The following is a 26,488-nucleotide window of genomic DNA, read 5'->3' as shown; positions in this document are numbered from 1 at the left end:
ACCGCCCTCCGCGGGGGGGGCCATCCACGGCCGGGACGAGCCCGGCCATGACGGCGCTGGGCGAGCCGCGTCTCTTCACTCCGCCGCGGTCTTCATCTCCCCCACGCGCATCACATCCAGCCCGCGGAAGATGGCGCAGCGCTGGAATACGGCGAGGTCCGGCGCGACCTGCTTCTGATGGCAGAATTTCGCCGTCAGCTTGGCGAGGCCCTTGATGTCGCGACCTGTCGCCTGCGGGAACGCAGCAACGAGATCATCGATCAGCGATTCATTCACCGAAAGCGCGAACTGCTCGGCCATCACGCGCCAGATGCGACGCTTGGCGTCATCGTCCGGCGGGTTGTATTTGATGAGCGCGATACAGCGCGAGACGATCGCCTCGTCGATATCGTCGACGCGGTTGGTGGTGAGGAACAGCAGCCCGTTGAAATATTCGAGCACGCGCAGGAACACGCCGACCACGGCGTTCATGGCGATATTGTCGTCGCGGCGCTTGATATAGACATCGGCCTCGTCGATCAGCATCACCGCGCCCCAGCGCTGCGCGCGCGTCAGAATCTCCTTCAGCGCGGTCTCCATCGTCGCGACATTGAGGCCGAGCTGGCCCGAATGCACGCGATAGAGCGGGCGCTGAATGATCTCCGAATAGACCTCGGCGGTGAGCGTCTTGCCGACGCCGGGCGGGCCCGCGCACAGCACGGTGGTGCCGCCGGACTTGCCGGCGACGATGTCGTCCATCAGCACGTCCATCTCGGCGGTCAGAATGTCGATGAGATCGGTCTGCTCGGCCGGCAGCACCAGCTTCTGCTTCAGCGCCGGCTTATATTCATAGAGCTTCATCTCGTCGACATGCACCCAGACATGGTGATGCAGATCGAGATGGAACATCAGAATGTAAGGGTGCACCGGAATGCGCTTGAACAATCCCTCGGGGATTTGCGTCTGCAGCTCGGCCAGCTCGTCCTCGACCGAATATTTATTGCTCTTGGCCGCCTTGCGGATGAAATTTCCGAGCACGTCGCCGGGCGATTCCAGCGTCAGGCTGCGCGCGGTCAGGATCGCCTCGTCATTGACGAGGCGCGCGTCGCCGCCGCTCGTCGACAGCACGACGACATCCTTGCGCGACCAGTCGGTGTCGCGATGCGAGGAATTGGGGTCTTCCGCGTGAAAGCCGGTGCCGCGGCCGGTGAATTGCTGGCCATAGCGGCCGCGCCAGTCGAAATAGGTCTCGGTCGCCGCGTCGAAGGCCTCGACCAGCTCCGCCGTCTCGCGAATATATCCCTTCGCCGCGAGAATCTCGTTGATCGTCCGCCCGTTCGCATCCGCGGCCATGATGCGGATGGCGTTGGTCGTCAGCACGCCCTTGGCGTTGGACTTCAGCTCGATCATCACCTTGCCCGCCTCGTCGTTGGAGGCCGGCACATAATCGAAGCGGGTGATGACATAGGGCAGTGGCTTCGACGCGACGCTCGCCGTGAACAGCCAGCCGCGAATGGCGTCGGCGGTGAGGTATTTCACCATCGCCGGCAGCACTTGCTCGAGCTCCGAGGCCTCGAAACGCCTGCCGCCGGCCTTCAGCGCCTCGCGCAAGGTGGCGAGCTGCGCGGCGCGGGCGCGCATGTCGGGGCCCGCCTCTCGATAGAGACCTTCGAGGAAGGTCAATTCCTCGTCGGAAAGATGCGAGAACTCCATCTCGACGCGGTCGCTGAAGCGCAATTGCTCGGCGAGCCCGGCATGCGCCGGATAGCGCTGCATCAGCGCTTCGACATATTGGCGTTCGATCTGAATGTTCATCGCCGATCTCGTCTCTCGTCCGGATAGGGGGGAAGCGTCAGAATGCGGGCGTCGTCGATCGCTCCGCCGACGGTGAAGTGATAGACATCCTGGAACTGCGTCGCGTCCTGCGAGAGGCCGAGCAGCTCATGCGCCTCGTCGTCGAAGAAGCAGCCGATGCCGGTTCCGGCGAAGCCGCAGGCCGTCGCCCAGAGGTAGAGGGCCTGACCGATGAGGCCGGCCTCGAAATGCAGGCGTCGATAGGCGAAGGGCCCGTCCTCCTCGAGCGCATGGTCGAAATCGGCGATCATCGCGAGGCTGAAGCAGCCCTTGCCGGAGATCGGCTGCAGGCAGGCGAGCTTCGTCGCCGCCTTCTCCGCCGCGCCGGCATAGAGCCGATAGAGCGGCAGGCCGGAAAGATCGATGAGCGACCACTCGAATTCCTTGCGGCAAGCGGCGCGCAGCCGCGCCGCGACATCGCTGTCGCGTTGCAGCGCGTAAATGCCCGGCTCGACGCCGTCGACGCGATGCACGAACAGGATCAAGGTCAGAGAGGTCGCCCAGGGAAAGGCCGAGAGAAGATTGCTCTCGCTCGGCAGAGTCGCGGCGAGCATTGCGGCGAAAATTTCCGCCGGCATGGAGGTCGCGCCGTCCATGCGCTGCGCGCTGCGCCGCTTGCGCACGGCGCGGCCGATGGAGACGCGCGGGGCTATGGGCGCCGGCCATTGACCCCGCGTCGGCGTTGGTTTCGTCGCCTGCCGCGGCTTGCGGCAGAACTGCCCGGCGAGATCGATCACCGGCCAACCGTCGTGATCCTCGCTCAACCGGTTCGCTTGTCCGTGAAATGCGCGCGGCGCGTCGATGAGCGCAAAGAGATCGAGCGCCGGCGCCGCGGGCGCGGCCTCGGTCGAGATCCACATCACGAGATCGGGATGCTCCGGCTCGCGCCGATGCGCGGCGTCCTCGCGATCGAGGCCGATGAGAGCCGCGATCTCGGCGTCCGACGGCTCGGTGAGCGCGCTCGCCCGCCAGCCGAGCGCAAAGGCGGCTTGAGCTGCCGCGCCGATCGCATGGCCGGCGTCGAGCTGACAATAGCGATAGGCGCGCTCGCCATATTTCCAGGCTTCGCGCCAGGCGATGGAGGAGAGCGCCAAGAGAAAGCCCCCGCGCGGCAGCACGTGCGCCGCCTCATAGGCCGCGCGCTCCTCCAGCGCATGCTCGGCCGGCGCATAATGATAGAGCCCGGCCGCCTCGCTCACCCCGGCGAGGGAGTCGAGCAGTGCATAGCATTCGGTCGGGTGGAGATTGCCGGAGGAGGGATTGTTGCGCAGCGCCCAGGTCGAGTTCTCATAGCTCTTCCAGGCGCTGAGGCCGAAGGCGAGCTCGAGGAACAAGCCGAGCGCCGCCGCATCGACGGGCGCCGCGGCGGCCGCGGGGCCGGGGAAGGCCGCCGTTTCCTCATGGTCGAGCAGCGGCAGCGGCGCGAGGCGCGCCCCGGCGAAACGGCGGAACGGATTGGGCTGCGACGCCCAATCGAGAAAGCCGGGCCCCATCGCATAGCGATTGGGCGCATGCTTGGTGCGGCGGTGATAGCCACGGATATCTTCCGGAATAGCGTCGCGATCGAAGCTCACGGCCGTCCTCCCCCGCGGCCGGCGGAGGCCCGCGCCCGGGTATGATTCTTGATTGCCGGCCGCAGCGGATGCGCCATGTTCCAACTCCCTGACATGACCGAAGGGGATTCAAGGATCATGCCTGCTTCGCTGCGCCGCAATAAATTATGATAACATTTATTTTTCAATATGTTCATTGACTCACCCATATCGCTGAGGGAACGGCTCGAGACAAAGAGGACGGAAAATGTCGCAAATCGTCGAAGTCGCCGCCGCCGAGCACCGCGCTTTTGGCGCATTGGCGACCATAAGCGCCGGCGACCATCCGCCCCGCCGGCTGACGCGGCAGGAGGCGGGCATCCTCTCGCGGGCGCTGACCGCGGTCGCCGAGGGCGCGAGCGCGGAGCGGCAGATTTTCATGAGCCCCATCGCCAGCGATCACGAATTCGAGGCCGAGGTGCGCGACGACGGCGTGACCCTGCGCGCCGCGGGCTGCGCCGACATTCTGCTCGATTGGACGCAGACGCGGACCCTTGCCGCCGTGCTGTCCGAATTCGCCGGGTGAGAAACCCGAGTGAAGGGCGAGTCGGAAGGCTTGCTCTTCCCAAGATGACGCATGCCTGCGGACCTGCCATCCTGCGCGCCGACCGGCCAGGGAGGCGTGGATGGGCGGATATGTCGGTGCGGTCGATCAGGGAACGACCAGCACACGCTTCATCGTCTTCGACCGGCGAGGCGAGATCGTCGCGCTCGATCAGCGCGAGCATGCGCAAATCTGCCCGCGTCCCGGCTGGGTCGAGCATGACGCGCTGGAAATCTGGCGCAACACGCAGGCGACCATCGACGGCGCGCTCGCAAAAGCGCATCTCTCGCCGAGCGATCTCGCTTGCGTCGGCCTCACCAATCAGCGCGAGACGACGCTGCTCTGGGATCGCCGCACGGGCGAGCCGCTGCATCACGCCCTCGTCTGGATGGACACGCGCAGCGAGCCGCTCGTCGCCCGCTTCGCTGCGGAGGGCGGCAAGGATCGGCTGCGCGCGAAGACCGGTCTGCCGCTCTCCACTTATTTCTCCAGCCTCGAGCTCGTGTGGCTGTTCGAAAATATTCCGGGCGCGAGAGAAAGGGCGGAAGCGGGCGAGGTTCTGTTCGGCACGATGGACTCCTGGATCGCATGGAATCTGACCGGGCGCCATTTCACCGACGCCACCAATGCGTCGCGCACGCAATTGATGAATCTGGCGACGCTGCAATGGGACGATGAGCTGCTGCGGCTGTTCGGCGTTCCGCGCGCCTGCCTGCCGGAGATTCGTTCGTCGAGCGAAATCTATGGCCTGTGCCGCGGCGCGCTCGCGGGCGTCCCGCTCGCCGCCGCGCTCGGCGATCAGCATGCGGCGCTCTTCGGCGAGGCCTGCTTCTCGCCGGGCGACGCCAAGAACACTTATGGAACGGGCTGTTTCCTGCTGATGAACGTCGGCGAGACGCCGCGCGCCTCGACCAAGGGATTGCTCTCGACGCTCGCTTACAAGCTCGGCGACGCCAAACCTTCTTATGCGCTCGAGGGTTCGGTCGCCATCGCCGGGGCGCTGGTGCAATGGCTGCGCGACAATCTCGGACTCATCGCATCGAGCGGCGAGATCGAAGCGCTCGCGCGCAGCGTTCCCGACAATGGCGACGTCTATTTCGTGCCAGCTTTCTCGGGACTCTATGCGCCTTATTGGCGCGAGGACGCGCGTGGGCTGATCGCCGGCCTCACGCGCTTTTCGACGAAAGCTCATATCGCGCGCGCGGCGCTGGAGGCGGCCGCCTTCCAGACCGTCGACATGCTGGAGGCGATGGAGGCCGACAGCGGCGTCGCTCTGGAAGAGCTGCGCGTCGACGGCGGCATGGCGGCGAATGACTTGCTGATGCAATTCCAGGCCGACCTGCTCGGCGCCCCGGTGGTGCGGCCGCGCTGCATCGAGACGACCGCGCTCGGCGCCGCCTATGCGGCGGGGCTGGCCGTCGGCTTCTGGAGCAATGTGCAGGAGCTCGCCGCGCATTGGCGCGCGGACCGGCGCTTCGAGCCGCTCATGCCCCGCGAGGAGCGCGATCGCCGCCTCGCCAAATGGCGCAAGGCGGTGGCGCGCTCGCTCGATTGGACCGGCTGACGCGCCGCGTCGCGATTTCAGTATTTGGCCAGCACGGGCACGGTCGGCGCGGGGCCGCCGCCCTCGAACGGATAATAGCGGAAGCTGGTGAACGCCATGCTGTCCCGCGCCCGGGGCGCGCCGCCATAGCCGAAGAAGCCGTCCTTGATCGTGTAGGAAAATTGCACGCCGCCCCTGATCTTGCCGAACTTGCCCTCGTACAAGGTGTGCCAGACGCCGCCGGTGATCTGCCGAATAGCCTTGATCTGGCCGGAGCAGCCGTAGGCGCCGCCGAGCGCGACATTGGCCGCCGTGCCCGCCGAGAGGAACGGCGCCGTGGTGAGCGCGTCATTCTCTATGTTGCAGCCGAGATTGTTGAAGAACGGATTGGCGTAGCCCCCATAGATCAGACTGTTGCCCCATGAGGCGTATTGAGGATTGCTCTGGGCGAATTCGCCGCCGGCATAGGCGTAGATGTCGGTCTGCGGCGTCGGGTGCAGGATCGCGCCGACGAGGAGCATGCGTTGGCCGATCGGCAGCGGACCGCCGCCGAAGATCGACCATGTGGCGTCCGGGAGCTGCGCGCTGCCATAGCGGCCGATGCCGCGGCCGACGGCGCCGGAGACTTGGAAATCGAGATAATCGGGAATGATCTGCGCGTAGACGCCGCCGCCGAAGCCGCCGCCCCAGGCGTTCTGATTGCCCCAATAGGCGCGGGTGGTGAAATTGCGCATCAGGCCGAAGCCCTCGACATGCACCTTGCGATCGAAGACATTCGCGTCCCAGGCAACCTTGCCGATGAGATCGGGCGCGCGGTTCAACGAATAGCTGTTCACGCTGTTGAAGAGACCGCCATTCGCCGGCTGTCCGAACAGAATCGGATTTTGCAGCGGCAGGCTCGTCGTGCCGGCGAAGCCGGGCGGCAGCACGCCATAGCCGGCGAAAGTGGTGGCGGCGCCTTCGGCCGCGAAGGAGGCCCAGAACTCCTTGTTGTAATCCACAGTGAGGCGCAGACCCGGCTGGCGCGCCCAAGTGTAGCCGGGGACATATTGATGGTCGATGGTCAGCGGCTGCACCGACGTGTCCGGCCGGATGCCGACCTTGTTCAAGGTGACGAGCGACCAGGCCTGTCCGGCCATGAAATGCGTTCCGAAAATATCCCAATCGATATTGGCGTAGGCCTGGCGCAGGCGCAAATTATAGGAATTGCTCTGATTGGAGTTGGCGGTCTGGGCGGCGCCGAGAAAATCGGTTTCGACATAAGCGAATATGTTGGTGGTGGGATCGACGTCCCCTTTGAGGAGCAAAGTGAAGCGGCTCGGGCGGGCGCTGAAGCGGAACTCGCTCGAATGCGCCGTCGCGAAGAAATTATACGGAATATTCTGGAACGGCGTGTTGACGTCGGCGCCGATCCAGCGGCTGCGCCAGACGCTCTCCAGCGCGAGGAAGCCGCCCGGCGTGATCGTGATGCCCCGAAAGCGGAATTTGTCGGGCCCGATCTTCTCGGCCTCCTCCTTCTTCTCCTTTTCTTTCTCCTTTTCTTTCTCCTTTTCCTCCTTCTCCTTCTTTTTATCGGCGGCCGCCGACTTCTGCGCCTTGTCGAGCTTCGTCTCGAGCTTGCGCAGCCTCTCGGTCAAGGACCGAATCTCCGCGCGCAAATCTTCCTGCTCGGCGCGCGCCGGCGCGCTCACGAGCGTGAGCGCGACGATCGAGGCCATTGTCGGAGCTGCGGCGAAGCAGCGGGTCAAATCCATGCCGCAATCCTTTGTTCCCGCGCCGCGCCAAACGAGCGGAACATGCGCGCAGCCGCTCGGGCCGCGGCGACGATCTCTTGCTCGATCGAGACGGAACGCCTCTCGGCGACGCGAATGCGTGCTGAAAAACGAGATGATGAAAAACGGATACGCCACAAAGCGACTTGCGCGATCGGCAATCGGAGGCGTCGGCGCCTCTCTGGCCGATTCGATCCGGCTGCGCTACGCTAGAAAAGAAGTGCGACAGTTCGGCAACGGAAGCGGCGGCGCCGCTCGGCTCGCGTCCGAGGCGCGCGTCGCGCTCCCGCCTCGAGCTTCGGCGCAGCGCGCGGCATTCCGCCTCGATTTCGCAAGTTGGTGATTTGTGACGCGAATATGTATATAAGGGCGACAGAACGGCGAAGCAGCCGTCTTTCGGGCGGTCGCGCGCCGAGCGCATGAGCAGGCCACATTTCGGCCGCCGATATTCGCGAACGTGGCGGCGCAGAGACGCCGGCCGTAAAAAATCGGCGGACGACAAACAGTGACGGCGGCGCGCGCGGACCTACGGGACGAGCCCTGAACGCCGCGGCGTCTCGAAAGCATCACGCAGCCCGGGACTTGGAGCGGGCGCAGACAGCAAAGGTTGACTATGCCGACCATCGCTCTCGTGGACGACGATCGCAATATTCTCACTTCCGTCTCGATCGCCTTGGAGGGCGAAGGCTATCGCGTTCAGACCTACACCGACGGCGCCGCGGCGCTCGACGGGCTGCGCGCCAATCCGCCGGATCTCGCCATCTTCGACATCAAGATGCCGCGCATGGACGGCATGGAGCTGCTGCGCCGCCTGCGCCAGAAATCCGATCTTCCCGTGATCTTCCTCACCTCGAAGGACGAGGAGATCGACGAATTGTTCGGGCTCAAGATGGGCGCCGATGATTTCATCCATAAGCCGTTCTCGCAGCGTCTCCTGGTCGAGCGCGTGAAGGCGATCCTGCGCCGCGCCAATCCGAAGGAAGCGGCGGCGCAGAAGGAATCCGAAGCGAAGGTGCTGGAGCGCGGCGCGCTGGTCATGGACCCCGAGCGCCACACTTGCACCTGGCGCGGCGATCCGGTCGTGCTCACGGTGACCGAATTTCTCATTCTCCAAGCTCTGGCGCAGCGGCCGGGCGTGGTGAAGAGCCGCAACGCGCTGATGGACGCGGCCTATGACGATCAGGTCTATGTCGATGACCGCACCATCGACAGCCACATCAAGCGCCTGCGGAAAAAGTTCAAAGTGGCCGATCCGGAGTTCGAAATGATCGAGACGCTCTACGGCGTGGGCTATAGATTCAAGGAAGCGTGACAGCGATTCGGCCGTCCATGACCATAGCCGCCGACAACGAGAACGTCGCCGCCGACACATCGGCGCGCCGCAATCGCGTCGGGCGTGTCGCCTCGATCAAGCTGCTGCGTCTCGCGCGCGCGGCGCAGTCGCGCCTCTCGTCATCGCTCACGCGCCGCATCGTCGTGCTCAATCTCGGCGGGCTGGTGGCGCTGCTCGCCGGCTTCCTCTATCTCAATCAATTCCGCGAAGGCCTGATCGACGCGCGCGTGCAGAGCCTGCAGACGCAGGGCGAGATCATCGCCGCGGCGATCGCCGCCTCGGCCACTGTCGACACCGACGCCATCACCATCGATCCCGAGAAGCTGCTGCGTCTCGCGCCTGGCGAGAGCTACAGCGTCGAGGAAGGCAGCCAGCCGTCGATGGAGTTCTCGCTCAATCCCGAGCGCATCGGCCCGCTGCTGCGCCGCCTCGTGTCGCCGACGCGCACACGCGCGCGCATCTATGATCGCGACGGCTATCTGCTGCTCGATTCGCGCTCCGTCAGCGGCCGCTCCAACATTCTGCGCTTCGAGCTCGGCCCGTCCGGCGGCGCGCAGGGCGCGACGGGTCGGCTCGAGCAGGCGTTCGACGCGGTGCGGCGCTGGACGCGCCGGCCGGAGTTGCCGCTCTATGAAGACATCGGCGCCGGCAATGGCAAGGCCTATCCGGAAGTGGCGAGCGCGCTCTCCGGCGGCGCGCTGTCGGTGGTGCGCGCCAACGCCAAGGGCGAGACGATCATCTCCGTCGCGGTGCCGGTGCAGCGTTTCCGCTCGGTGCGCGGCGCCTTGCTGCTGTCGACGCTCGGCGGCGACATCGACGCCATCCTCGCCCAGGAGCGCTGGGGCATCATCCGCATCTTCCTCGTCTCCGCCGGCGTGATGCTGCTGCTCTCGCTGCTGTTCGCCGGCGCCATCGCCGAGCCGATGCGGCGCCTCGCCGAAGCGGCCGAGCGCGTGCGGCGCGGCGTCAAATCGCGGCAGGAAATTCCCGACTTCTCGCAGCGCCAGGACGAGATCGGCCATTTGTCCGGCGCGCTGCGCGACATGACCGCGGCGCTCTACAATCGCATCGAGGCGATCGAGCATTTCGCCGCCGATGTCGCCCATGAGCTGAAGAATCCGCTGACCTCACTGCGCAGCGCGGTGGAGACTCTGCCGATCGCGCGCGACGACGACGCGCGCGCGCGTCTGTTGACGATCATCAAGCATGACGTCGGTCGGCTCGATCGCCTCATCACCGATATTTCCGACGCCTCGCGGCTCGACGCCGAGCTCGCCCGCGCCGATATGGCGACGGTCGATATCGCTGCGGTGCTGAAGACCGTGGTCGGCATGGCGCGCGAGGTCGACCGCGGCGATGGAGTCGAGGTGACGCTCGACATCCGCGCCTCGAGCGATGCGCGCCGGCGCTGGCGCATTCTCGGCCATGATTCCCGCCTCGCCCAAGTGTTCGACAATCTGATCGACAACGCCCGCTCCTTCTCCGCGCCCGGCGCCGGCGTGCGGGTGACCCTGCGGGGAGAGCAGGCGATCGGAATGGGCGGGCAGGCGGTCGACGGCTATGAGATCATCGTCGACGACGACGGGCCGGGCATTCCGGCCGACGCCTTCGAGCGCATCTTCGAGCGATTCTACACCGACCGCCCCGAGCAGGGCTTCGGCCAGAACTCTGGCCTCGGCCTGTCGATCTCCCGCCAGATCGTCGAGGCGCACAATGGCCGCATCCGCGCGATGAACCGCACCAGAGCGGAGCCGGAGGGAACCGATTCCGCCCGCCCGGGCGACGAGACCATCGGCGCTCGCTTCGTCATCTGGCTGCCGGCGGCCAAATGACCGACCTCGCCCTCCCCTTCCCCGCCGGGAGCGCCGAGGGACGACGGAGGACGATCCACGCCAACGCCCTGCTCGTCGGCGCCGCCGGCGTGCTTCTGCGCGGCCCTTCCGGCAGCGGCAAGAGCGCGCTCACCCTCGAGCTGATCGCCCTGGCCCGGAGCGAGGGCCGCTTCGCGCGCCTCATCGGCGACGATCGCGTCGAGATCGAGAACCGCCACGGCCGTCTGCTGGCGCGTCCGCATCCGGCCATAGCGGGAGCGATCGAGGAGCGCGGCGTCGGCATTCTCCCCGCCTCGCACGAATCGCGCGGCGTGATCCGATGCGTGGTCGACCTCCGTGGCCGCAGCGAAAGCCCGCTCCCGCGGCTGCCCGATCCCGAATCCGCCCTCGCCGAGATCTGCGGCGTGATCCTTCCGCGGCTCGCGGCGGACGCCGGCGAGACCGCGGCCGGGCGCAAGATATTTTCATTTATTCATGATCTTGTAGCATTTTAGCGTCGGACGGAGGTTTTTGCTTGCCAATTTCGCCGCATCGCACAAAATGCCCCCCGAGGCGCAGCGAACGTCGAGACGACATTCGCGTTATTAACGTCGGGAGCCGTCATGTCGATCCTTGTCGGCCCCCCTGGGTTTCGACGTTCTCGTTCTCTCGCGAGACGGTTCATGAGCGGTAGCTGCGAATGATCGGAATGGTCCTGGTGACCCATGGGCACCTCGCCACGGAGTTTCGCGCGGCGCTGGAGCATGTGGTCGGCCCGCAAAAACAGCTCGTCTCCATATCCATCGGCCCGGAGGACGACATGGAGCGCCGGCGCCGCGAGATCATCGACGCCATCGCCGAAGCGGACAGCGGCGATGGCGTCGTCGTCTTGACCGACATGTTCGGCGGCACCCCGTCCAATCTCGCGATTTCCGTCATGAATGGCGGCAAGGTCGAGGTTCTGGCCGGGGTCAACCTGCCCATGCTGATCAAGCTCGCCTCCGTCCGCGAGACGGCGCCGCTCGAGCAGGCGGTGTTGCAGGCGCAGGACGCCGGGCGTAAATATGTCTATATCGCCAGCCGAGTGCTCAACGCCAAATGACCACCGAGAGTCTTTCCGCCGACGCTTCCGACGCCGGCGCGCGCATTGTTCGGGATCTCGTCATCGTGAACCGCAAGGGGCTGCACGCCCGCGCGACGGCCAAATTCGTCCAGTGCTGCGAACGCTACGAGGCCGAGATCACGGTCTCCAAATGCGGCGACACGGTCGGCGGCAGCTCGATCATGGGCATTCTGACCCTCGGCGCCGCCAAAGGCGCGACCATCACCGTGACCGCCAGCGGGCCCCAGGCGCATGAGGCGATCGAGGCGCTGACGGCGCTGGTCGGGAACAGGTTCGGAGAGGACGAGTAGGCCGTCGCAGTCGAGCTCGGCAGAAGCCCTTCTACTGCCTACTGCCGTGTTGCCGACTGCCCTCGAGGCTTGACCAGCTCATCCACATCCGGCTCGCCGCAGCGGGCGAGGATTTCGGCGCGAGCGGCGTCGCGCAGCTTCAGCGCGGCGGAAAAATCCGTCCCCTCCGGCCGGATCGGCGGCTCGATCCGCAGCGAGAGCGCGGCGCGGCGCGGAAACCATTGGTCGCTCCTCAGCATCGAGCGCGTGCCGCGCAAAACGCCCGGATAGACCGGCAGGCCGGCCGCGGCGGCGATCTTGAACGCGCCGAGATAGAAGCCGCCGAGGCCCGGCCGGCGCGTGAACGTCCCCTCCGGAAAGAACACGAGATTGCGGCCGCGGGCGGCCGCGGCGAGCCTCTCGGCGTCGGCGGCGCCGGCGACGGCGTCGAAGCGCTCGACGAAGAGGACGCCGAGCCGGCTCAGGAACGGGCCGGCGAAGAGCTGGCGCGCCAGCTCGCGCTTGGCCACATAGGCCGGCGCGCCGGGCAGAAAAGCCGCGAGCAGCGCCACGTCCATATAGCTCGAGTGATTGAAGACGAGCATCGCCCCGCCGTCCGGGAGGCGCTCCGATCCCTCGGCGGAAACGGGCGCGCCCAGCGCCGCGAGCATGGCGCGCGCGATGCGCCGCGTCGCGGTCCAGCGGCGCTCGAGGCCGGGCGTCGCCATCACCGTGATCCAGGCGGCCGCATAGCCGCAGGCGATGACGAGCCACCACCAGGCCGCATAGGCCCAATCACCCGCGCGGCCGGCGAGCCGGCCGAGGCCGGGCCGCAGCCCGGCGAGCGCGAGGCGGGCGAGCTGCAGCCACACCGCCCGCGGCGGCGCGCCGAGCCGGCCCTGCTCATAGAGCTCGCGGGCGGCGCTGCGCCGAATCTTCCCGCTCGACGTCTTGGGCGTCGTGCGCGGCGGAACCAGCACGATGTCGTCGGCCGGCGTTCCGCCGATCGCGCTCATCGTCTCCTGCGCCTTGGCCGCGAGCGCCGCACGGTCCGGACCGGTGGTCGCATAGGTCTCGGCGACGATGACGATCCGCTCCGTGCCCGAGCCGGGATCGGCGACGCCGAACACGGCGACGCAGCCCTTGCGAATTCCGTCGATCTCGCCGATGGCCGCCTCGATCTCCTGCGGATAGAGATGGCGGCCGGCGCGGATCAGAATATCCTTGATGCGGCCGGTGACGAAAACGTCGCCGCCGGAGAGATAGGCGCGATCGCCGCTGTCGAGCCAGCCGCCCCGGATCAGCTCGCGCGTTTTCGCCTCGTTGCGGAAATAGCCGGCCGTCGCCGACGGCCCGCGGAATTCGAGCCGGCCCTCGCGCCGCTCGCCGAGCTCGCGCCCCGCCTCGTCGACGATGCGGATTTCGTGCAAGGGCAGAGGCTGGCCGCAGGCGACGAGCTCGAGCGCATGGGGGGCGCCGGGCAAGGCCGGCTCGGCCGCCCCGCGCAAGGCGAGAGCGTCCCGGTCGACGCGCTCGATCGGCGGCGCCCGGCCGAGCGGAGGAAAGGCGAGGCCGACCGCGTTTTCCGCGAGACCGTAGACCGGCGCCATGGCATCGGGCCGAAAGCCGAACGGCGCGAATTTTTCCGCAAAGCGGCGGATCGTGCGCGGGCCGACCGGCTCCGCCCCATTGGCGACGAAGCGCAATGAGCGAAGATCGAGACCTTCGAGCTCGCTTGCGTCGATCTTGTCGAGACAGAGCTCGAAGGCGAAGTTCGGCGCGGCGCTCAGGGTCCCGCGATGGGCGTGAATCGCCCAGAGCCAGGCGGCCGGGCGAGCGAGGAAGGTGAGCGGCGACATCACATAGAGCGGCGCGCCGAAATAGAGGCAGCCGAACCAGGCGCCGATCAGCCCCATATCATGATAGAGCGGCAGCCAGCTCACGAAGACGTCGGCGGAGGAGGCGCGCAGGGCCGCGCCCATCGCCCTGATGTTGGCGAGCAGATTGGCGTGGCTCAGCACGACGCCCTTCGGATCGCCGGTGCTGCCGGACGTATATTGAAGCATCGCGGTCGCCCGCTCGTCGCGGGGGAGCGGCGCGGCGGCGCCGCCGCCCGCCGCCGTCAGCTCGTCCACGACGACGATTCGCTCGAGCGTCTCGACGCGGCTGCGCGCGAGAGCCGCGAGCCGCGCCGCCTCGGGCGCGGTGATCAGCACTTTGACGCCGGCGTTGCGCAATATGCCGATCTGCCGCCGCAGATGATCCTCGATCTGCGAGAGCCGCATGGGAGGATAGATCGGGACGGGGACCGCGCCGGCATAGAGCGCGCCGAAGAAGCCGATGAAGAAATCGAGCCCCGTCGGCAGCATCAAGGCGATGCGATCGCCCGGCTCTATGTCCATCGTCGCGAGTCCCGCCGCCGCGCGCCGCGCCTCGGCCGCGAGGCGACCATAGGTCAGCGCGCCCGCCGCCGTCGTCGCATCGGCGAGAAAGGTGAGATGCAGCCGATCGGGATGGCGCGCGACGTGCCATTCCAGCGCTTCGACGAGCGTGCGCGCCTCGGCCGCGGCTTCGGCCGGCGGCAATGCGGCGGCTTGCGCGCGCTCGACGCGCAGCGGCTCGCCCGACGAGTCCTCGAGCGCGGCGAGCACGTCTTCGACGGTTTCCGCCCGCCCCATGGCCTCGATCGGCAGGCGCCGGCGAAAGCGTCGCTCGAGCCGCAGGATCAGCTCGGCGCGCGCCAGGCTGTCGACGCCCAGATCCTGCTCGAGCCGGCTGGACAGGGCGACGCCGCTCGGCTGCGCGCGGCTCGGGTGCAGCTCGCGCGCAAAGGCGGCGACCACGGCGACGAGCTCGCGCTGCGCCGCCTCGGAGGATTGCGGATGCGATCCGGCGCCTCGGGCTCGAACTGGCACGACGGCCGTCCCATGCGAATGGGCGATCGGCCCGCCCGCCGCCCGGCTGCACGCATAAATAGTGCGATGAAGATTGCGCGCCGCAAGCCCGGCGCAAGCCGACTCGGCCTAGCGTTGCTCGTTAGATGCAGCGTAACGGAATTGCCGAAAAATGGTTTCTCCGATTTCCGCTCTCACCTCCAGCTCCCCCGGCGTCCGGGCGCTGTCCCGCGTCGCCGCGGTCGCCGCCAAGGCCGAGTCCGTCCCGGCGCTCGACGACGCTCCCGCTTCCGCGCCGGCCGCGCCCTCGCCCGGACCCGGCCTGCGCGACGCCTTGCCGGCCGGCTATCGCAACCTCAATCTCCCGGTCGGCGCGGCGGACACGCTCGCGCAATCGGCAGCCGCGACGACGGAAGCCGATTCGCCGCTCGCCGCCGCCTATGGGCCCACGGCCGCGGCTCTCGCAGAGCTTCCGCGGCTCATCGGCGCCCGTCTGCCGATGCGGACGATTCTCCGCGAGACGCAGGCCGCGGCGCTCGCCCGCGCCGAGGCGCGTGGGGAGACCTCGAACGAATTTTTCGATGCGGCGCCGATCGTCGCCGAGGCGCGACGCCCCTCTCGCAACGCCGCCGACGCCGAAACGACGTTGCGTCTCTCGCTGCTCGCCCGCGATGGCGGACATGAGACGACGACGCTCGACGTCTATGTCGCCAAGACCGGACCGCGCGCTTTCGAGGCGGTGGTCTATGACCGCGACTTCGCCGCGGGCTCGGGCGGCTTCCCCTATTCGGCGCCGCCCCTGTCCATCGATCGGCTGCTGCTCGATCCGACGGCCGCGGCATTGATCGCGGCCGCGGCCGGCTCGCCCGCGCCGGCGCCGCTCACGGCCGGCGGTGGCCGAGCTTCCATGCTGGCGCTCGCCGCGGCGTTGGCGCTAGCCTGCGCCACGCTTTTCGGCGTCGCCGTCGCGCTGGCGGCGGAGCGGCCCGTCGCGGCTCTGGCCAGCGCCGGCGTCGGCGCCGCCGCGCTTCTCATGCGCCGTCGAGGCTGAGAGCTGCTCGCGGTCCACGCGCGGCCCCCGGACCGCGAGCCTTCAGGCTCGCTCTCGAAGCCATCAAATTCGACGAAGCAGACCACGAGCGATATTTGATCGCCTGCGAACGACCCTCGGCCGTCTCCTCATTTGTCAGCCCACGGCGAGGACTGCGGCAGTCATCGTTGTGCTTTCCCGCCGGCTCGCCTCGAGACCGACGCTCAGAGAGCGTTCTGCCGCGTCACGCCATCCGCGCGAGGGGCTGGCGTCCGCAGCCGGAAAAACGCTGGCCTTTGGAAGATGAAGCGAAATGTTCCGCGTCTCGTCGACCGATGCAGAAGCAGAGGCCCGACGACTCCGATAAAGGTGACTGTGGCCGACGCCGAGCTCACGCTCGCCATGAGGTCGAAGTCGACAATGGCCTTGCGCGCGGCCGCCATCGGAAGGAAGAAGCCGAGATAGATCGCCAGCGAGTTGGCGCCGCAATATCGAAGCCAGCCCATCCCTGCGAGATCGCAGGCAAGCGCTGCGAGGACGACGACGGCCGCGGCTCCGGCGAGGCCGGCCGCGAGGCTCACGAGCGGCAGCGCTGCGAGCGTCGGAAAGCCGGCGAATGGCGAGGGCGAGAACGCCAGCGTCGCATTCGCCGCAGCCCAGAGGACGAGGAGAAGCAGCGCCTCGCCTGGAGTCCGCCTCGCCGCATCGGCCAGAGCGAAGACGTGCGGCGCGAACACATAGCCGAACAAAAAGTAGAAATATCGGGCCGCGAATTCATCCGGAACGGTCCAACCACTCGCGACGCGGGCAGTCTCCATCAGCCCGGCCGCCGACAGCATGATCGCCGGCGAAACATTGCGGAGCAGCTTCGTCGATACGAAAAAGATCGGCAGCAGATAGATGAACCACAAGGTTCCGAACGGCTCGATGCAGGCGAGCGCCAGCTGTCGCAACGCCGCCAGCGGATCGCCTCCCGCCCACACGCGGCTCTTGAAGATCCATTGTATGAACAGCCACAGGAAGTAGAAATAAGCGAAATGCACGACTTTTCGGTCGAGAAACGTTCGCCAATCCCGGTCGATGGTTCGTGACAGAAAGAGACCGGCGATGACAAAGAAATCGGGCATGCGAAAAGGCTTCGCGAAGGCCACGATCCAATGCAGCAGACCCTCGCCGCCCATGGCGTCTCCGACCCCGAGCGCCGAATGCATCATGACGACGAGGATAACGCATATTCCTTTCGCATTATCCACCCACGCGATCCGACGTTCTTGCATCGACGCCGCCCTCGATTCGGTTGGCAGGCGCCGCAGGACGCGCGCGCTTCATTGATTGAATTTCGCTGGAAACGCACGCAGAAGTTATTCTGCGATGCGTTAGGCCACGACAGTTCCTCGGAAATTCTCGATCGGCGCCGGCGCGTCGTCAACCTCATTGTCGACGCGCGCCGCCGTCCGGCGCGATTCGGGCGACGGCGGCGAGACGCCGCATTGAATTTCGAGGACAGATAATCTGGCGCGCAAGCCGTCGCTCACGCCGGGCTCCGTCAATGTCGTCGCCTCGGCATATTCCAACGCGAGCCGCTCGTCCGCAGCGAACAGCGGGCTATCGCGCCAATTCGCGAGCGCGTCGATCTTCTCCATCGCGACGCCGCGCTTCGCCAGCGTCGCAGAGTTGATGTCGACGCAAAAGGCGCATTGGTTGATTTGAGAGACGCGCACGGTCGCCGATGAGCGCAGCGCCGGCGTCGAATATGTCTCCGAGCCTTGCTCCGAACGCCGTATAAACCAATGTGCCGGGCAAGATGCCGATCGCGGTGGCCGCGATAAAGGGCTCGAGGCGCATTCCCAATAGCGCGGGCGCGAGATCGAGGGACATATCATGTGCTATCGACAGGCTGGCGGGCCTGTCTTGACAGCGGCGCGTTCGGGTGCGCCTACTCGGCCGGCGCTGGTTCCTGTCTTGCGACAGGCGAAGAGGGAATGCGGCGGGCCGCCCGAAAAGCAGCCCGAACGCAGCCGCCCCCGCGACCGTGAACGGAGAGGCCCTCCGACGCCACTGGCCGACAAGGCTGGGAAGGTGGAGGGCCGAGGTGGATTGCGATCCCCAGATCCGTGAGCCGGGAGACCTGCCAGCGCAAGACGACGGGCGGACGGGGCGCGCCGCAACCGATCGAGCCGGCTCCCGTTCGCCTTCTCATCGAGGTCGACGACGCGCCGGCTTCGGCTGGCCGCCTCATCAGAGGAGGGCCGGCTTTGCGCCATGCATGTTCGGACGAGCGAGCAAAAGCGCCGCAGCTCCGCGGCTGGTGCCCGGGCGCCTTGCGGCCCATGGTCTCCGGCGACGGCCTCGTCGTGCGCGTCAGGCCGCGGCTGGGGCGGATCGCCGGCGGCCAGCTCATCGCGGTCGCGTCCGCCGCGCAACGGTTCGGCGATGGTGAGGTCCAACTCACCAACCGAGCCAATCTGCAAATCCGCGGCGTCGCCGCAGCCGATCACCCCGCCCTTCTCGCCGAGCTCGACCGACACGGCCTCGTCGATCCCGACGAGAGCGCCGAGCGGCGCCGCAACGTCATCGTGACGCCGTTCCCGGACGAGGCGGGGGAGACGGCGCGGATTGCCGCCGCGCTGACCGCGGCGCTCGCCGATCTCCCGACGCTTCCGGCAAAGTTCGGCTTCGCCGTGGACACGGGGCGGGTCCGGCTCCTCGCCGAGACGCCGGCCGATATCCGCATCGAGCGCGCCGCCGACGGCGGGATCATCCTGCGCGCGGATGGCGCCGGGACCGGCCGCCCTGTCCGAGCGGATGCGGCGGCCGGCGCGGCGGTCGATCTCGCGCGCTGGTTCTTGTCGGCCGGCGGCGTCCGCGCGGGCCGTGGACGCATGGCGGCGCTCGTCCGTCGCAGGCGGCCGCCCGTCGGCCCGGAACAGGCCGAGCCCGCGCCCTCCGCCGCCGCTCCCACGCCCGGGCCGATCCCGGGCGGCCATCTCGTCGGCTTCCCGTTCGGCGCGGCGCCGGCGGCGGCGCTGCTGGCGCTGGGCCGTCTGGGCGATGTCCGCGTCACGCCCTGGCGGATGCTCGCGGTGGAGACGAGCCTCGCGCCGCCGCCGCTCGACGGCGTCCTGCTCGCGGCTGATCCCTTGACGCAGGTGAGCGCTTGTTCCGGCGCGCCCTTTTGCCCGCAGGCCGCAGGCTCCACGAGGGACCTCGCCCGCGCGTTGGCGCCGGCCGTCCCGGCGGGCTCGCATCTTCACGTCGCCGGCTGCCCGAAGGGCTGCGCCCATGCGGCGCCCGCCGATCTCACCATCGTCGCGACGCCGCGCGGCTATGACCTCGTCGCGCGCGGCGCGGCGGCCGACGCGCCGCGCGTCCGCGATCTGCGGCCGGCCGATCTCGCCGATGGCGCGCTGTTCCGGGAGGCGCTCGCGTGAAGCGCTACGAAACCGACGGCGCGGCGATCTACCGCCGCTCCTTCGCCATCATCCGCTCCGAAGCCGATCTCGCCCGCTTTTCCGTGGAGGAGGAGCCGATCGTCGTCCGGATGATTCACGCCGCCGGGCTCATCGGTCTCGAAGCCGGCGTCCGCTTTTCCTCGGGCTTCGTCGCCGCGGCCCGCGGCGCGCTAGAGGCGGGCGCGCCGATATTGTGCGACGCGCGCATGGTGGCCGAAGGGGTCACTCGGGCGCGCCTGCCGGCCCGCAACGAGATCCTCTGCGCTCTCGCCGATCCGACCGTGCCGGAACTCGCCGCCCGGCTCGGCGACACCCGCTCGGCGGCCGCGGTGGAGCTGTGGCGTCCCCGTCTCGCGGGCGCCGTGGTCGCCATCGGCAACGCCCCGACGGCGCTCTTCCGCCTCCTCGACATTCTCGCCGAGCCGGGCGCGCCGCGGCCGGCGGCCATCATCGGCTGCCCGGTCGGCTTCGTCGGAGCGGCCGAATCCAAGAACGAGCTGATGGCCGCGCCGCCGGCGCCGGCGCTCGCCGTGCTCGGCCGTCTCGGCGGCTCGGCGATCGCCGTCGCGGCGCTCAACGCGCTCGCCAGCCGGAGCGAGATGTGATGGGCCGCATCATTTGCGCCGGGCTCGGCCCCGGCGATCCCGAGCTTCTCAGTGTGAAAGCCGACCGGGCGGTGCGCGGCGCGCGCCAGCTCGCTTTTTTCCGCAAGGCGGGTCGGCCCGGACAGGCGCGGCGGATCGTCGAAGGCCTGCTCGCGCCGGATGTGGTCGAGCATGCGATGGAATATCCCGTCACCACCGAGCTGCCCTCTGGCGGGGCGGACTACAAATCCCTGCTCGCGCGGTTCTACGACGACTGGGCTGAACGGCTCGTGGCGCTCGCGAAGACGGGCGACGTCGTCGTGCTCTGCGAAGGCGATCCCTTTTTCTACGGCTCGTTCATGCATCTCCACACGCGCCTGCAGGGGAGAGTGGAAATCGAGATCATTCCGGGCATTCCCGGCATGGCGGGCTGCTGGACGGCGACGGGCGTCTCGATCACCTGGGCCGACGATGTGATGACCGTCCTCCCCGGCACGCTGGACGAGGACGACCTCGTCCGCCACATGACGGCGGCCGATGCGCTGGTGGTCATGAAGACCGGCCGCAATCTCGCCCGTGTCAGGCGCGCGCTGCGGCGCGCCGGCCGGCTGGAGCGCGCATGGCTCGTCATTCACGGCGCCATGCCCGGCGAGCGCGTCGCCCGCCTCGCCGAGGTCGGCGACGACGATTGCCCGTATTTCGCGACGGTGATCGTCCATGGCGAGGAGCGCCGCCCGGAACGGCCGAAATGACCGGCCGCCTCACCGTCGTCGGCCTCGGGCCGGGCTCGCCCGACCAGATCACGCCGGAGGTTTCGGCCGCGCTCGCCGAGGCGACCGACGTCGTCGGCTACGGCCCCTATGCCGCGCGGGCGCCGGCGCGGCCGGGACTCGTCGTCCACGCCTCCGACAATCGCGAGGAGCTCGGCCGCGCCCGCCGAGCGATCGCGCTGGCGGCGTCGGGACGCCGGGTCGTGGTCGTGTCTTCGGGCGATCCCGGCGTCTTCGCGATGGCGGCGGCCGTGTTCGAAGCCCTGGAAGAGATCCCCGATCCCGACTCGCTCGACATTGCGGTCCTGCCCGGCGTGACGGCGATGCTGGCGGCCGCGGCCCGCATCGGCGCGCCGCTCGGCCATGATTTTTGCGCGATCAACCTCTCCGACAATCTGAAGCCCTTCGCGCTGGTCGAGGCGCGCCTCAGGGCCGCGGCGGGCGCCGATTTCGCGCTCGCGCTCTACAATCCCCGCTCTGCGGCGCGGTCGGATGGTTTCGGGCGAGTTCTGGCCATTCTTCGGGAGAGCTGCGGCGGGGAGCGGCTCGTCGTCTTCGCTCGGGCCGTGACGACCCCCGAAGAGACGATCGCCACGACCACGCTCGCCGAGGCGCGCCCGGAAATGGCGGATATGCGGACGATCGTCCTCATCGGCAATTCGCAGACCCGCCGCGTCGGGCGCTTCGTCTACACGCCGAGATCGGCGCCATGACGAAGGGCCTCCATGAGGCTGGCCACATCGGGCGCGACCTTTCGCGGGGGAACGGCCGGGCGGCCGATCATGACCACCGGCAGGCCGAGCGCGCGGGCGGCGGAGAGCTTCGCCGCCGCCGCCACGCCGCCGGCGTTCTTGGCCACGACGAGGGCGACGCCGTGCCGTTCCATCAGCGCCCGGTCGCCCGACTCCGTGAACGGCCCGCGATCGACCACGGCGATGGCGTCGGGCAGCGGCAGGATCTCCATGGGATCGACGAGGCGCAGCAGATAGCTGTGCTGTGGCTTTACGGCGAAGGCTCCCAGCGACTGCCGTCCTATGGCGAGGAAGACAGAAGCGCGCGCCTCCGGCAGAGCCGCGACGGCGGCCTCGATCGAGGGGACCTCGATCCAGCGGTCGCCCGCGACAGGTGTCCAGGCCGGCCGCTCCACTGCGATGAGATCGACGCCGGACGCCGCGGCGGCGGCCGCCGCATTGCGGCTGATCCCGGCGGCAAAAGGGTGGGTGGCGTCGACGACATGCGTGATCCGCTCCGTGCGGAGATAAGCGGCGAGGCCGTCCGCGCCGCCGAATCCGCCGATGCGGGTCGGCAGCGGCTGCGCCTTCGGCGAGGCCGTTCGTCCGGCATAGGAATAGACGGCGTCGAGGCCGGCGGCGGCGAGCGCGGTGGCGATGGCGCCGGCCTCGGCCGTGCCGCCGAGGAGGAGGATGCGCATGACGTCTGATCCCTGGCTCACCATCGTGGGGCTCGGCGAAGATGGCGCGAGCGGGCTCTCCTCGGCAAGTCGAGACGCGCTCGACCGCGCCGAGCTGGTCTTCGGCGGCGCCCGTCACCTCGCGCTCGCGGGGATAGGGGCCGCGCGCGGACGGACATGGCCCGTTCCCTTCGATGTGGCGGGGGTCCTCGCCGCGCGGCCGGCCCGCACCGTCGTCCTGGCCTCCGGCGATCCCTTCTGGTTCGGAGTCGGAAGCATTCTCGCCGAGCGCCTGAACCCGCGTGACTGGCGCGCTCACCCCGCGCCGTCGACTCTCGCGCTCGCCGCCGCGAGGCTCGGCTGGCGCGTTGAAGCGATCCGCGCGCTCGGACTCCACGCCTCCCCGTTCGAGACGGCGATTCCTCACCTTCGCCGCGGCGCGCGCCTGCTCGTCCTCATCCGCGACGCGGCGGCGGCGGCGCGCTTTCTGGCCTTTCTGACCGCACGAGGCTATGGCCGCTCCGTGGTGCATGTGCTCGAAGCTCTCGGTGGCCCGCGGGAGCGGATCAGAGCCATGATCGCCGTGGACGCCGTCCCCAACGACGTTGCGGCGCCCTTGTCGCTCGCCATTGCGGTCGAGGGAGCGGCGGGGCTCTCCGCCGTCGCCGGCCGCCCGGACGACCTCTTCGAGACCGACGGCCAGATCACCAAGGCCCCGATCCGCGCCCTGACGCTCGCGGCTTTGGCGCCGCGGCCGGGGGAGCATTTGTGGGATCTCGGCGCGGGCTCCGGATCGGTCGCGATCGAATGGCTCCTCGCCGGCGGCCGGGCGACGGCGGTCGAGCTTCGCCCCGACCGCGCGGAGATGGCGCGCCGGAACCTTGCGGCCTTCGGCCTGTCCGGGAGTGCGATCGTCATCGACAGCCGATCCGAGGAGGCGCTCGACGCGCTCGAACGGCCGGACGCCGTCTTCCTCGGCGGCGGCGCGAACGCCGATCTCATCGCGCGGATCGTTGCTCGTCTGCCCCGGGGCGGCCGCCTCGTCGCCAATGCGGTGACGATCGAGACCGAAGCGCTGCTCGTCGGAATGTCGGCCCGCCACGGCGGGCGGCTGATCCGCATCGACCTCGCCGAGGCGGCGCCGCTCGGGCGTTTTCGCGGCTGGCGGCCGGCGCGGCCGATCGTGCAATGGAGCCTCACGCGATGAGGGTCCTCGGCCTCGGTTTTCGCGCCTCGGCGCCGCCGGGATCGCTTCGCGCCGCGGCGGAGGCGGCCGCGTCCGGCCGATTGGACCGCATCGACCGGCTCGCGACCGCCGCGGACCTCGCCGGCCATCCGGCCATGCGCGCGCTCGCCGAAGAGCTCGGACTGCCCGTCGTCGGCGCGCCCCTCGATCGCATCGCCGCCGAGACCCGCGCCGCGACGAGCCCCCGCATTCCGGCGCGCTACGGCGGCCGCAGCATCGCCGAAGCCTCGGCGCTGATCGTCGCCGGACGCGGCGGGCGCCTGATCGCGCCGCGCGCCATTTCACCCGATGGGACGGCCGTCGCCGCACTCGCCGAAGGAGAAGGACCATGACCGTTCACTTCGTCGGCGTCGGCCCCGGCGCGTCCGATCTGCTCACGCTCCGCGGCCGCGACATCATTTCGGTGGCGCCGGTCTGCCTCTACGCCGGCTCGCTCATCCCGGAAGCGATCCTCGCTTTCGCGCCGCCCGGGGCGCGGCTCGTCAATTCAGCGCCGCTAACGCTCGACGAGATCATGGCGGTGATCGTCGACGCCGACGCCCGGGGCGAGGATGTCGCCCGGCTGCATTCGGGCGACCTGTCGGTCTGGTCGGCGATGGGCGAGCAGATCCGCAGGCTCGAGGCGCTCGGCGTCCCCTACACCGTGACGCCGGGCGTGCCGTCCTTCGCCGCCGCCGCCGCCGCGCTCGGCGCTGAACTGACGCTGCCGGGGCTCGCGCAATCGGTGGTGCTGACCAGAGCTTCCGGCCGCGCCTCGCCCGTGCCCGAGGCGGAGGCGCTCGCCACCTTCGCCGCGACCGGCGCCACGCTCGCCATCCATCTTTCCATCCATGTCCTCGACAGCGTCGTCGCCGAACTGCTCCCGCACTATGGACCCGATTGTCCCGCCGCCGTTGTCTGGCGGGCGAGCGGGCTCGACGAGCGCATCGTCCGCGCGCCGCTCGGCCGCCTCGCGGAGGCCGTCGGCGCCGATCCCGAGCGCACCGCGCTGATCCTCGTCGGCCGCACGCTCGGCGCGCACGACTTCGCGGACAGCCGCCTCTATGCCGCGGACTATGACCGACGCTTCCGTCCCCTCGGGCCCTCGCCGCGCTTTCCGGAGGGGACATGACGGCGCCCGGCCTCCTGATATCGGCCTTCGCGTCGGGCGGCGGAAAGACGACCGTCGCGCTCGGCCTTGCCCGCGCCTTCCGCCGCCGCGGCCTCGTCGTGCAGGCGTTCAAGTCCGGACCCGATTACATCGACCCGGCTTTCCTCGCCGCCGCCGCCGGCGGAGCGGCGTTCAACGTCGACAGCTGGGCGATGCCGGCGGAACTCGCCGGCGCCATCCTAGACCACGCGGCGACCGCGCATTTGGTCGTCGCAGAAGGATCCATGGGGCTCTTCGACGGCGCGCCCGAATGCGGCGCGTGGGGCAGGGGCGCGACGGCCGACCTCGCCGCCCGCACAGGATGGCCGGTCATTCTCGTCGTCGATCCGGCCGGGCAGGCGCAGACCGCCGCAGCGGCCGCCAAGGGGCTCGCGGATTTCCGCGCGGATGTGCGCGTCGCGGGAGTCATCTTGAACCGCGTCGCCAGCCCCCGCCACGAAGCGCTCGTGCGGGATGGCTTCGCCGAGGCGGGTCTGCGCGTCTTCGGCGCCCTGCCGCGCTCGGCCGGCGTCGCCACGGCCGAGCGCCATCTGGGACTGGTTCAGGCGGTGGAGAGGGCCGATCTCGAGGCGATGATCGAGCGGGTAGCCGACCTCGTCGAGCGCCATCTCGACCTCGGCGCCATCCTCGAAGCCGCCCGCCCGATGACGCGCGCCTTCGCGCCGGGCGGTCGCCTCCCGCGCGCTCCGGCGGGGCGGATCGCGCTCGCGCGCGACGTCGCTTTTTCCTTCGTCTATCCGCATGTGCTCGCCGGCTGGCGCGCCGACGGCGCGACCATCCTGCCGTTCTCGCCGCTCGCCGACGAGGGGCCCGACCCGACGGCGGAACTCTGCTGGCTTCCGGGCGGCTATCCGGAGCTGCACGCCGGCCGGCTCGCCGCCGCGGAACGGTTCCGGGCCGGGCTCGCCGCCTTTGCCGCGACCAGGCCGGTCCATGGAGAATGCGGCGGCTACATGGTTCTCGGCGCCGGCCTCGTGGACGCCGAGGGCGTCAGGCGCGAGATGACCGGCCTGCTCGGCCTGGAGACGAGCTTCGCCGCGCGGTCCCTGACCCTCGGCTACCGCCGGGCGACTCTTCAGGCGCCGATTCCGGGCCATGCCGCGGGCGCCGTGGTCCGAGGCCACGAGTTCCGCTACGCCACCGTTCTCGCCCAGCCGGACGAGGCTCTCGCCGCGATGACCGATGCGGCGGGCGCGCCGGTTCCCGAGACCGGCTCGCGGCGCGGCGCGGTGAGCGGGACCTTCTTCCATCTCGTCGCGGAGGAAGCGCGATGAAGAATTCCGTCGAGCTGCTCCTCGTCGGCATGGGCGCCGGGAGTCCCGCGCATCTGACGCTCGCGGGCGTCGACGCGATCAATCGCGCCGACCTCGTGCTCGTGCCCGACAAGGGGGCCGAAAAGGCCATGCTGGCCGAGGTGCGGCGTCGCATCCTCGCGACCGTTCTGACGAATCCGGCGACTCGGATCGTCGCCTACCGGACGCCGTCGCGCGACGCCGCGGCGGCCGATTACGGCGTGGCGGTGGAGAAATGGCACGACGACATCGCGGCGGTCTGGCGACATTGCATCGCCGAAGCCCTGCCGGACGGCGGCCGGGCGGCGCTGCTGGTCTGGGGCGATCCGTCCCTGTTCGATTCCACCTTGCGGATCGCCGAGCGGCTCGAGAGCGACTTCGATTTGACCATCGAAGTCGTTCCCGGCGTCACGGCGCTGCAGGCTCTGACGGCCGCCCACCGGATCCCGCTCAACGAGATCGGGAAGCCGGTGCTCCTCACGACAGGCCGAAAGCTCACGGAGCGGGGATGGCCGGCGGACGCCGACACCATTGCGGTCTTCCTCGACGGCGCCTGCGCATTCCGCACTCTCCGTGGCGAGTTCGCGATCTGGTGGGGCGCCTATCTCGGAATGGAGGCGCAGATCCTGGTTCACGGCCCGCTCGAGGCCGTCTGCGACGAAATCGTCGTGAAACGCGCCGAAGCGCGCGCGCGCCACGGGTGGATCATGGACATTTATCTGATGCGGCGGATCGATCGACCGGAGGGCGCGCCCGAAGGACCGGCGTGATCGAAGCTCCTCGATCGCGCGCGAATGCGCCGACGCGCGAAGCGACGCCGATGCGAACGTGCGATTTCC

The 26,488-nt window shown here is 69.0% G+C and carries 24 protein-coding genes and 1 riboswitch; of the genes, 17 read left to right on the top strand and 7 right to left on the bottom strand.

Annotated features, from left to right (window positions below):
- Window positions 1-75 precede the first annotated feature (75 nt).
- Both K3F48_RS07845 and K3F48_RS07840 read right to left on the bottom strand, forming a co-directional pair.
- Window positions 76-1,794: an ATP-binding protein gene (locus K3F48_RS07845; protein WP_222574864.1), complete on the bottom strand. Its 1,719-nt coding sequence runs from the start codon at window positions 1,792-1,794 to the stop codon at window positions 76-78.
- Window positions 1,791-3,407, bottom strand: a complete 1,617-nt coding sequence (locus K3F48_RS07840) for a SagB/ThcOx family dehydrogenase (protein ID WP_222574863.1) — start codon at window positions 3,405-3,407, stop codon at window positions 1,791-1,793. Before K3F48_RS07840 ends, K3F48_RS07845 begins: the two co-directional genes overlap by 4 nt.
- A gap of 226 nt (window positions 3,408-3,633) precedes the next feature.
- On the opposite strand from K3F48_RS07840, the gene K3F48_RS07835 reads away from it, so the two are divergent.
- A complete protein-coding gene (locus K3F48_RS07835) occupies window positions 3,634-3,951 on the top strand; it encodes a hypothetical protein (protein ID WP_222574862.1) in 318 nt (105 codons plus the stop codon).
- A 100-nt stretch (window positions 3,952-4,051) separates the two neighbouring features.
- Window positions 4,052-5,533, top strand: a complete 1,482-nt coding sequence (gene glpK / locus K3F48_RS07830; RefSeq protein ID WP_222574861.1) for a glycerol kinase GlpK — start codon at window positions 4,052-4,054, stop codon at window positions 5,531-5,533.
- 17 nt (window positions 5,534-5,550) lie between these two features.
- Here glpK and K3F48_RS07825 read toward each other — a convergent pair whose 3' ends face one another.
- Window positions 5,551-7,266, bottom strand: coding sequence for a hypothetical protein (locus K3F48_RS07825; RefSeq protein WP_222574860.1), 1,716 nt, complete (start codon window positions 7,264-7,266; stop codon window positions 5,551-5,553).
- 631 nt (window positions 7,267-7,897) lie between these two features.
- Here K3F48_RS07825 and K3F48_RS07820 point away from each other — a divergent pair.
- The 5 genes from K3F48_RS07820 to K3F48_RS07800 all read left to right on the top strand — a co-directional run bounded on the left by K3F48_RS07820 (window position 7,898) and on the right by K3F48_RS07800 (window position 11,841).
- A complete protein-coding gene (locus tag K3F48_RS07820; RefSeq protein ID WP_222574859.1) occupies window positions 7,898-8,596 on the top strand; it encodes a response regulator transcription factor in 699 nt (232 codons plus the stop codon).
- Window positions 8,597-8,613: 17 nt separating this feature from the next.
- Window positions 8,614-10,449 (top strand): sensor histidine kinase, encoded by a 1,836-nt coding sequence (locus tag K3F48_RS07815; RefSeq protein ID WP_222574858.1) that lies wholly within the window; start codon window positions 8,614-8,616, stop codon window positions 10,447-10,449.
- Window positions 10,446-10,943, top strand: a complete 498-nt coding sequence (locus K3F48_RS07810; protein ID WP_222574857.1) for an HPr kinase/phosphorylase — start codon at window positions 10,446-10,448, stop codon at window positions 10,941-10,943. Before K3F48_RS07815 ends, K3F48_RS07810 begins: the two co-directional genes overlap by 4 nt.
- A 185-nt stretch (window positions 10,944-11,128) precedes the next feature.
- Window positions 11,129-11,530 carry a PTS sugar transporter subunit IIA gene (locus K3F48_RS07805; protein ID WP_222574856.1) on the top strand — a complete coding sequence of 134 codons (402 nt, stop codon included), beginning with the start codon at window positions 11,129-11,131 and terminating at the stop codon, window positions 11,528-11,530.
- The gene (locus K3F48_RS07800; RefSeq protein ID WP_222574855.1) at window positions 11,527-11,841 is read left to right on the top strand and encodes an HPr family phosphocarrier protein; all 315 of its coding nucleotides are present in this window, start codon (window positions 11,527-11,529) and stop codon (window positions 11,839-11,841) included. Before K3F48_RS07805 ends, K3F48_RS07800 begins: the two co-directional genes overlap by 4 nt.
- Window positions 11,842-11,879: 38 nt before the next feature.
- On the opposite strand, the gene K3F48_RS07795 is transcribed toward K3F48_RS07800, so the two are convergent.
- Window positions 11,880-14,735: an AMP-binding protein gene (locus K3F48_RS07795; RefSeq protein WP_222574854.1), complete on the bottom strand. Its 2,856-nt coding sequence runs from the start codon at window positions 14,733-14,735 to the stop codon at window positions 11,880-11,882.
- 151 nt (window positions 14,736-14,886) lie between these two features.
- On the opposite strand from K3F48_RS07795, the gene K3F48_RS07790 reads away from it, so the two are divergent.
- Window positions 14,887-15,765, top strand: coding sequence for a hypothetical protein (locus K3F48_RS07790; protein ID WP_222574853.1), 879 nt, complete (start codon window positions 14,887-14,889; stop codon window positions 15,763-15,765).
- Window positions 15,766-15,968: 203 nt separating this feature from the next.
- Here the strand turns inward: K3F48_RS07790 and K3F48_RS07785 are convergent, their stop codons facing one another.
- Window positions 15,969-17,021 carry an acyltransferase family protein gene (locus tag K3F48_RS07785; protein WP_222574852.1) on the bottom strand — a complete coding sequence of 351 codons (1,053 nt, stop codon included), beginning with the start codon at window positions 17,019-17,021 and terminating at the stop codon, window positions 15,969-15,971.
- A 99-nt stretch (window positions 17,022-17,120) separates the two neighbouring features.
- Window positions 17,121-17,627, bottom strand: a complete 507-nt coding sequence (locus K3F48_RS07780) for a carboxymuconolactone decarboxylase family protein (protein ID WP_255608611.1) — start codon at window positions 17,625-17,627, stop codon at window positions 17,121-17,123.
- Between the two features lie 51 nt (window positions 17,628-17,678).
- A riboswitch (cobalamin riboswitch) is annotated at window positions 17,679-17,895 on the top strand.
- Here K3F48_RS07780 and K3F48_RS07775 point away from each other — a divergent pair.
- The 4 genes from K3F48_RS07775 (at window position 17,859) to cobJ (ending at window position 21,263) form a co-directional block, all read left to right on the top strand.
- On the top strand, window positions 17,859-19,175 hold the full coding sequence (locus tag K3F48_RS07775) for a precorrin-3B synthase (RefSeq protein ID WP_370631373.1): 1,317 nt from the start codon (window positions 17,859-17,861) through the stop codon (window positions 19,173-19,175). It overlaps the preceding riboswitch by 37 nt.
- Window positions 19,172-19,801 (top strand): precorrin-8X methylmutase, encoded by a 630-nt coding sequence (locus K3F48_RS07770; protein ID WP_222574851.1) that lies wholly within the window; start codon window positions 19,172-19,174, stop codon window positions 19,799-19,801. Before K3F48_RS07775 ends, K3F48_RS07770 begins: the two co-directional genes overlap by 4 nt.
- Window positions 19,801-20,532 (top strand): precorrin-2 C(20)-methyltransferase, encoded by a 732-nt coding sequence (gene cobI, locus K3F48_RS07765; protein ID WP_222574850.1) that lies wholly within the window; start codon window positions 19,801-19,803, stop codon window positions 20,530-20,532. Before K3F48_RS07770 ends, cobI begins: the two co-directional genes overlap by 1 nt.
- Window positions 20,529-21,263 (top strand): precorrin-3B C(17)-methyltransferase, encoded by a 735-nt coding sequence (gene cobJ / locus K3F48_RS07760; RefSeq protein ID WP_222574849.1) that lies wholly within the window; start codon window positions 20,529-20,531, stop codon window positions 21,261-21,263. Before cobI ends, cobJ begins: the two co-directional genes overlap by 4 nt.
- Here cobJ and K3F48_RS07755 read toward each other — a convergent pair.
- Complete coding sequence (locus tag K3F48_RS07755) at window positions 21,239-21,982, bottom strand: cobalt-precorrin-6A reductase (protein WP_222574848.1); 744 nt, start codon at window positions 21,980-21,982, stop codon at window positions 21,239-21,241. The genes cobJ and K3F48_RS07755 overlap by 25 nt on opposite strands.
- Between K3F48_RS07755 and cbiE the strand changes: the two genes are divergently transcribed.
- The 5 genes from cbiE to cobF are packed head-to-tail and all read left to right on the top strand — an operon-like array spanning window position 21,975 to window position 26,419.
- Window positions 21,975-23,168, top strand: a complete 1,194-nt coding sequence (cbiE, locus tag K3F48_RS07750) for a precorrin-6y C5,15-methyltransferase (decarboxylating) subunit CbiE (RefSeq protein WP_370631372.1) — start codon at window positions 21,975-21,977, stop codon at window positions 23,166-23,168. The genes K3F48_RS07755 and cbiE overlap by 8 nt on opposite strands.
- Window positions 23,165-23,539 (top strand): cobalamin biosynthesis protein, encoded by a 375-nt coding sequence (locus tag K3F48_RS07745; RefSeq protein ID WP_222574846.1) that lies wholly within the window; start codon window positions 23,165-23,167, stop codon window positions 23,537-23,539. The genes cbiE and K3F48_RS07745 overlap by 4 nt, the downstream gene beginning before the upstream one ends.
- Window positions 23,536-24,318, top strand: coding sequence for a precorrin-4 C(11)-methyltransferase (gene cobM, locus K3F48_RS07740; RefSeq protein ID WP_222574845.1), 783 nt, complete (start codon window positions 23,536-23,538; stop codon window positions 24,316-24,318). Before K3F48_RS07745 ends, cobM begins: the two co-directional genes overlap by 4 nt.
- Window positions 24,315-25,631 (top strand): cobyrinate a,c-diamide synthase, encoded by a 1,317-nt coding sequence (locus tag K3F48_RS07735; RefSeq protein ID WP_222574844.1) that lies wholly within the window; start codon window positions 24,315-24,317, stop codon window positions 25,629-25,631. The genes cobM and K3F48_RS07735 overlap by 4 nt, the downstream gene beginning before the upstream one ends.
- A complete protein-coding gene (cobF, locus tag K3F48_RS07730) occupies window positions 25,628-26,419 on the top strand; it encodes a precorrin-6A synthase (deacetylating) (RefSeq protein ID WP_222574843.1) in 792 nt (263 codons plus the stop codon). The genes K3F48_RS07735 and cobF overlap by 4 nt, the downstream gene beginning before the upstream one ends.
- Window positions 26,420-26,488 lie beyond the last annotated feature (69 nt).

The organism is Methylosinus sp. Sm6 (assembly GCF_019802345.1).
GTDB lineage: Bacteria > Pseudomonadota > Alphaproteobacteria > Rhizobiales > Beijerinckiaceae > Methylosinus.
The sequence above is the reverse complement of the archived record's forward strand: the minus strand, read 5'-3'. Positions and strand labels throughout refer to the sequence as shown.

Bases quoted from the DNA above. Each gene is read 5' to 3' on its own strand.
- K3F48_RS07845 (WP_222574864.1), bottom strand. From the start codon at position 1,794: ATGAACATTCAGATCGAACGCCAATATGTCGAAGCGCTGATGCAGCGC.
- K3F48_RS07835 (WP_222574862.1), top strand. From the start codon at position 3,634: ATGTCGCAAATCGTCGAAGTCGCCGCCGCCGAGCACCGCGCTTTTGGC.
- glpK (WP_222574861.1), top strand. From the start codon at position 4,052: ATGGGCGGATATGTCGGTGCGGTCGATCAGGGAACGACCAGCACACGC.
- K3F48_RS07825 (WP_222574860.1), bottom strand. From the start codon at position 7,266: ATGGATTTGACCCGCTGCTTCGCCGCAGCTCCGACAATGGCCTCGATC.
- K3F48_RS07820 (WP_222574859.1), top strand. From the start codon at position 7,898: ATGCCGACCATCGCTCTCGTGGACGACGATCGCAATATTCTCACTTCC.
- K3F48_RS07815 (WP_222574858.1), top strand. From the start codon at position 8,614: ATGACCATAGCCGCCGACAACGAGAACGTCGCCGCCGACACATCGGCG.
- K3F48_RS07810 (WP_222574857.1), top strand. From the start codon at position 10,446: ATGACCGACCTCGCCCTCCCCTTCCCCGCCGGGAGCGCCGAGGGACGA.
- K3F48_RS07805 (WP_222574856.1), top strand. From the start codon at position 11,129: ATGATCGGAATGGTCCTGGTGACCCATGGGCACCTCGCCACGGAGTTT.
- K3F48_RS07800 (WP_222574855.1), top strand. From the start codon at position 11,527: ATGACCACCGAGAGTCTTTCCGCCGACGCTTCCGACGCCGGCGCGCGC.
- K3F48_RS07790 (WP_222574853.1), top strand. From the start codon at position 14,887: ATGGTTTCTCCGATTTCCGCTCTCACCTCCAGCTCCCCCGGCGTCCGG.
- K3F48_RS07785 (WP_222574852.1), bottom strand. From the start codon at position 17,021: ATGCAAGAACGTCGGATCGCGTGGGTGGATAATGCGAAAGGAATATGC.
- K3F48_RS07780 (WP_255608611.1), bottom strand. From the start codon at position 17,627: ATGATATGTCCCTCGATCTCGCGCCCGCGCTATTGGGAATGCGCCTCG.
- cobI (WP_222574850.1), top strand. From the start codon at position 19,801: ATGGGCCGCATCATTTGCGCCGGGCTCGGCCCCGGCGATCCCGAGCTT.
- cobJ (WP_222574849.1), top strand. From the start codon at position 20,529: ATGACCGGCCGCCTCACCGTCGTCGGCCTCGGGCCGGGCTCGCCCGAC.
- cbiE (WP_370631372.1), top strand. From the start codon at position 21,975: ATGCGCATGACGTCTGATCCCTGGCTCACCATCGTGGGGCTCGGCGAA.
- K3F48_RS07755 (WP_222574848.1), bottom strand. From the start codon at position 21,982: ATGCGCATCCTCCTCCTCGGCGGCACGGCCGAGGCCGGCGCCATCGCC.
- K3F48_RS07745 (WP_222574846.1), top strand. From the start codon at position 23,165: ATGAGGGTCCTCGGCCTCGGTTTTCGCGCCTCGGCGCCGCCGGGATCG.
- cobM (WP_222574845.1), top strand. From the start codon at position 23,536: ATGACCGTTCACTTCGTCGGCGTCGGCCCCGGCGCGTCCGATCTGCTC.
- K3F48_RS07735 (WP_222574844.1), top strand. From the start codon at position 24,315: ATGACGGCGCCCGGCCTCCTGATATCGGCCTTCGCGTCGGGCGGCGGA.
- cobF (WP_222574843.1), top strand. From the start codon at position 25,628: ATGAAGAATTCCGTCGAGCTGCTCCTCGTCGGCATGGGCGCCGGGAGT.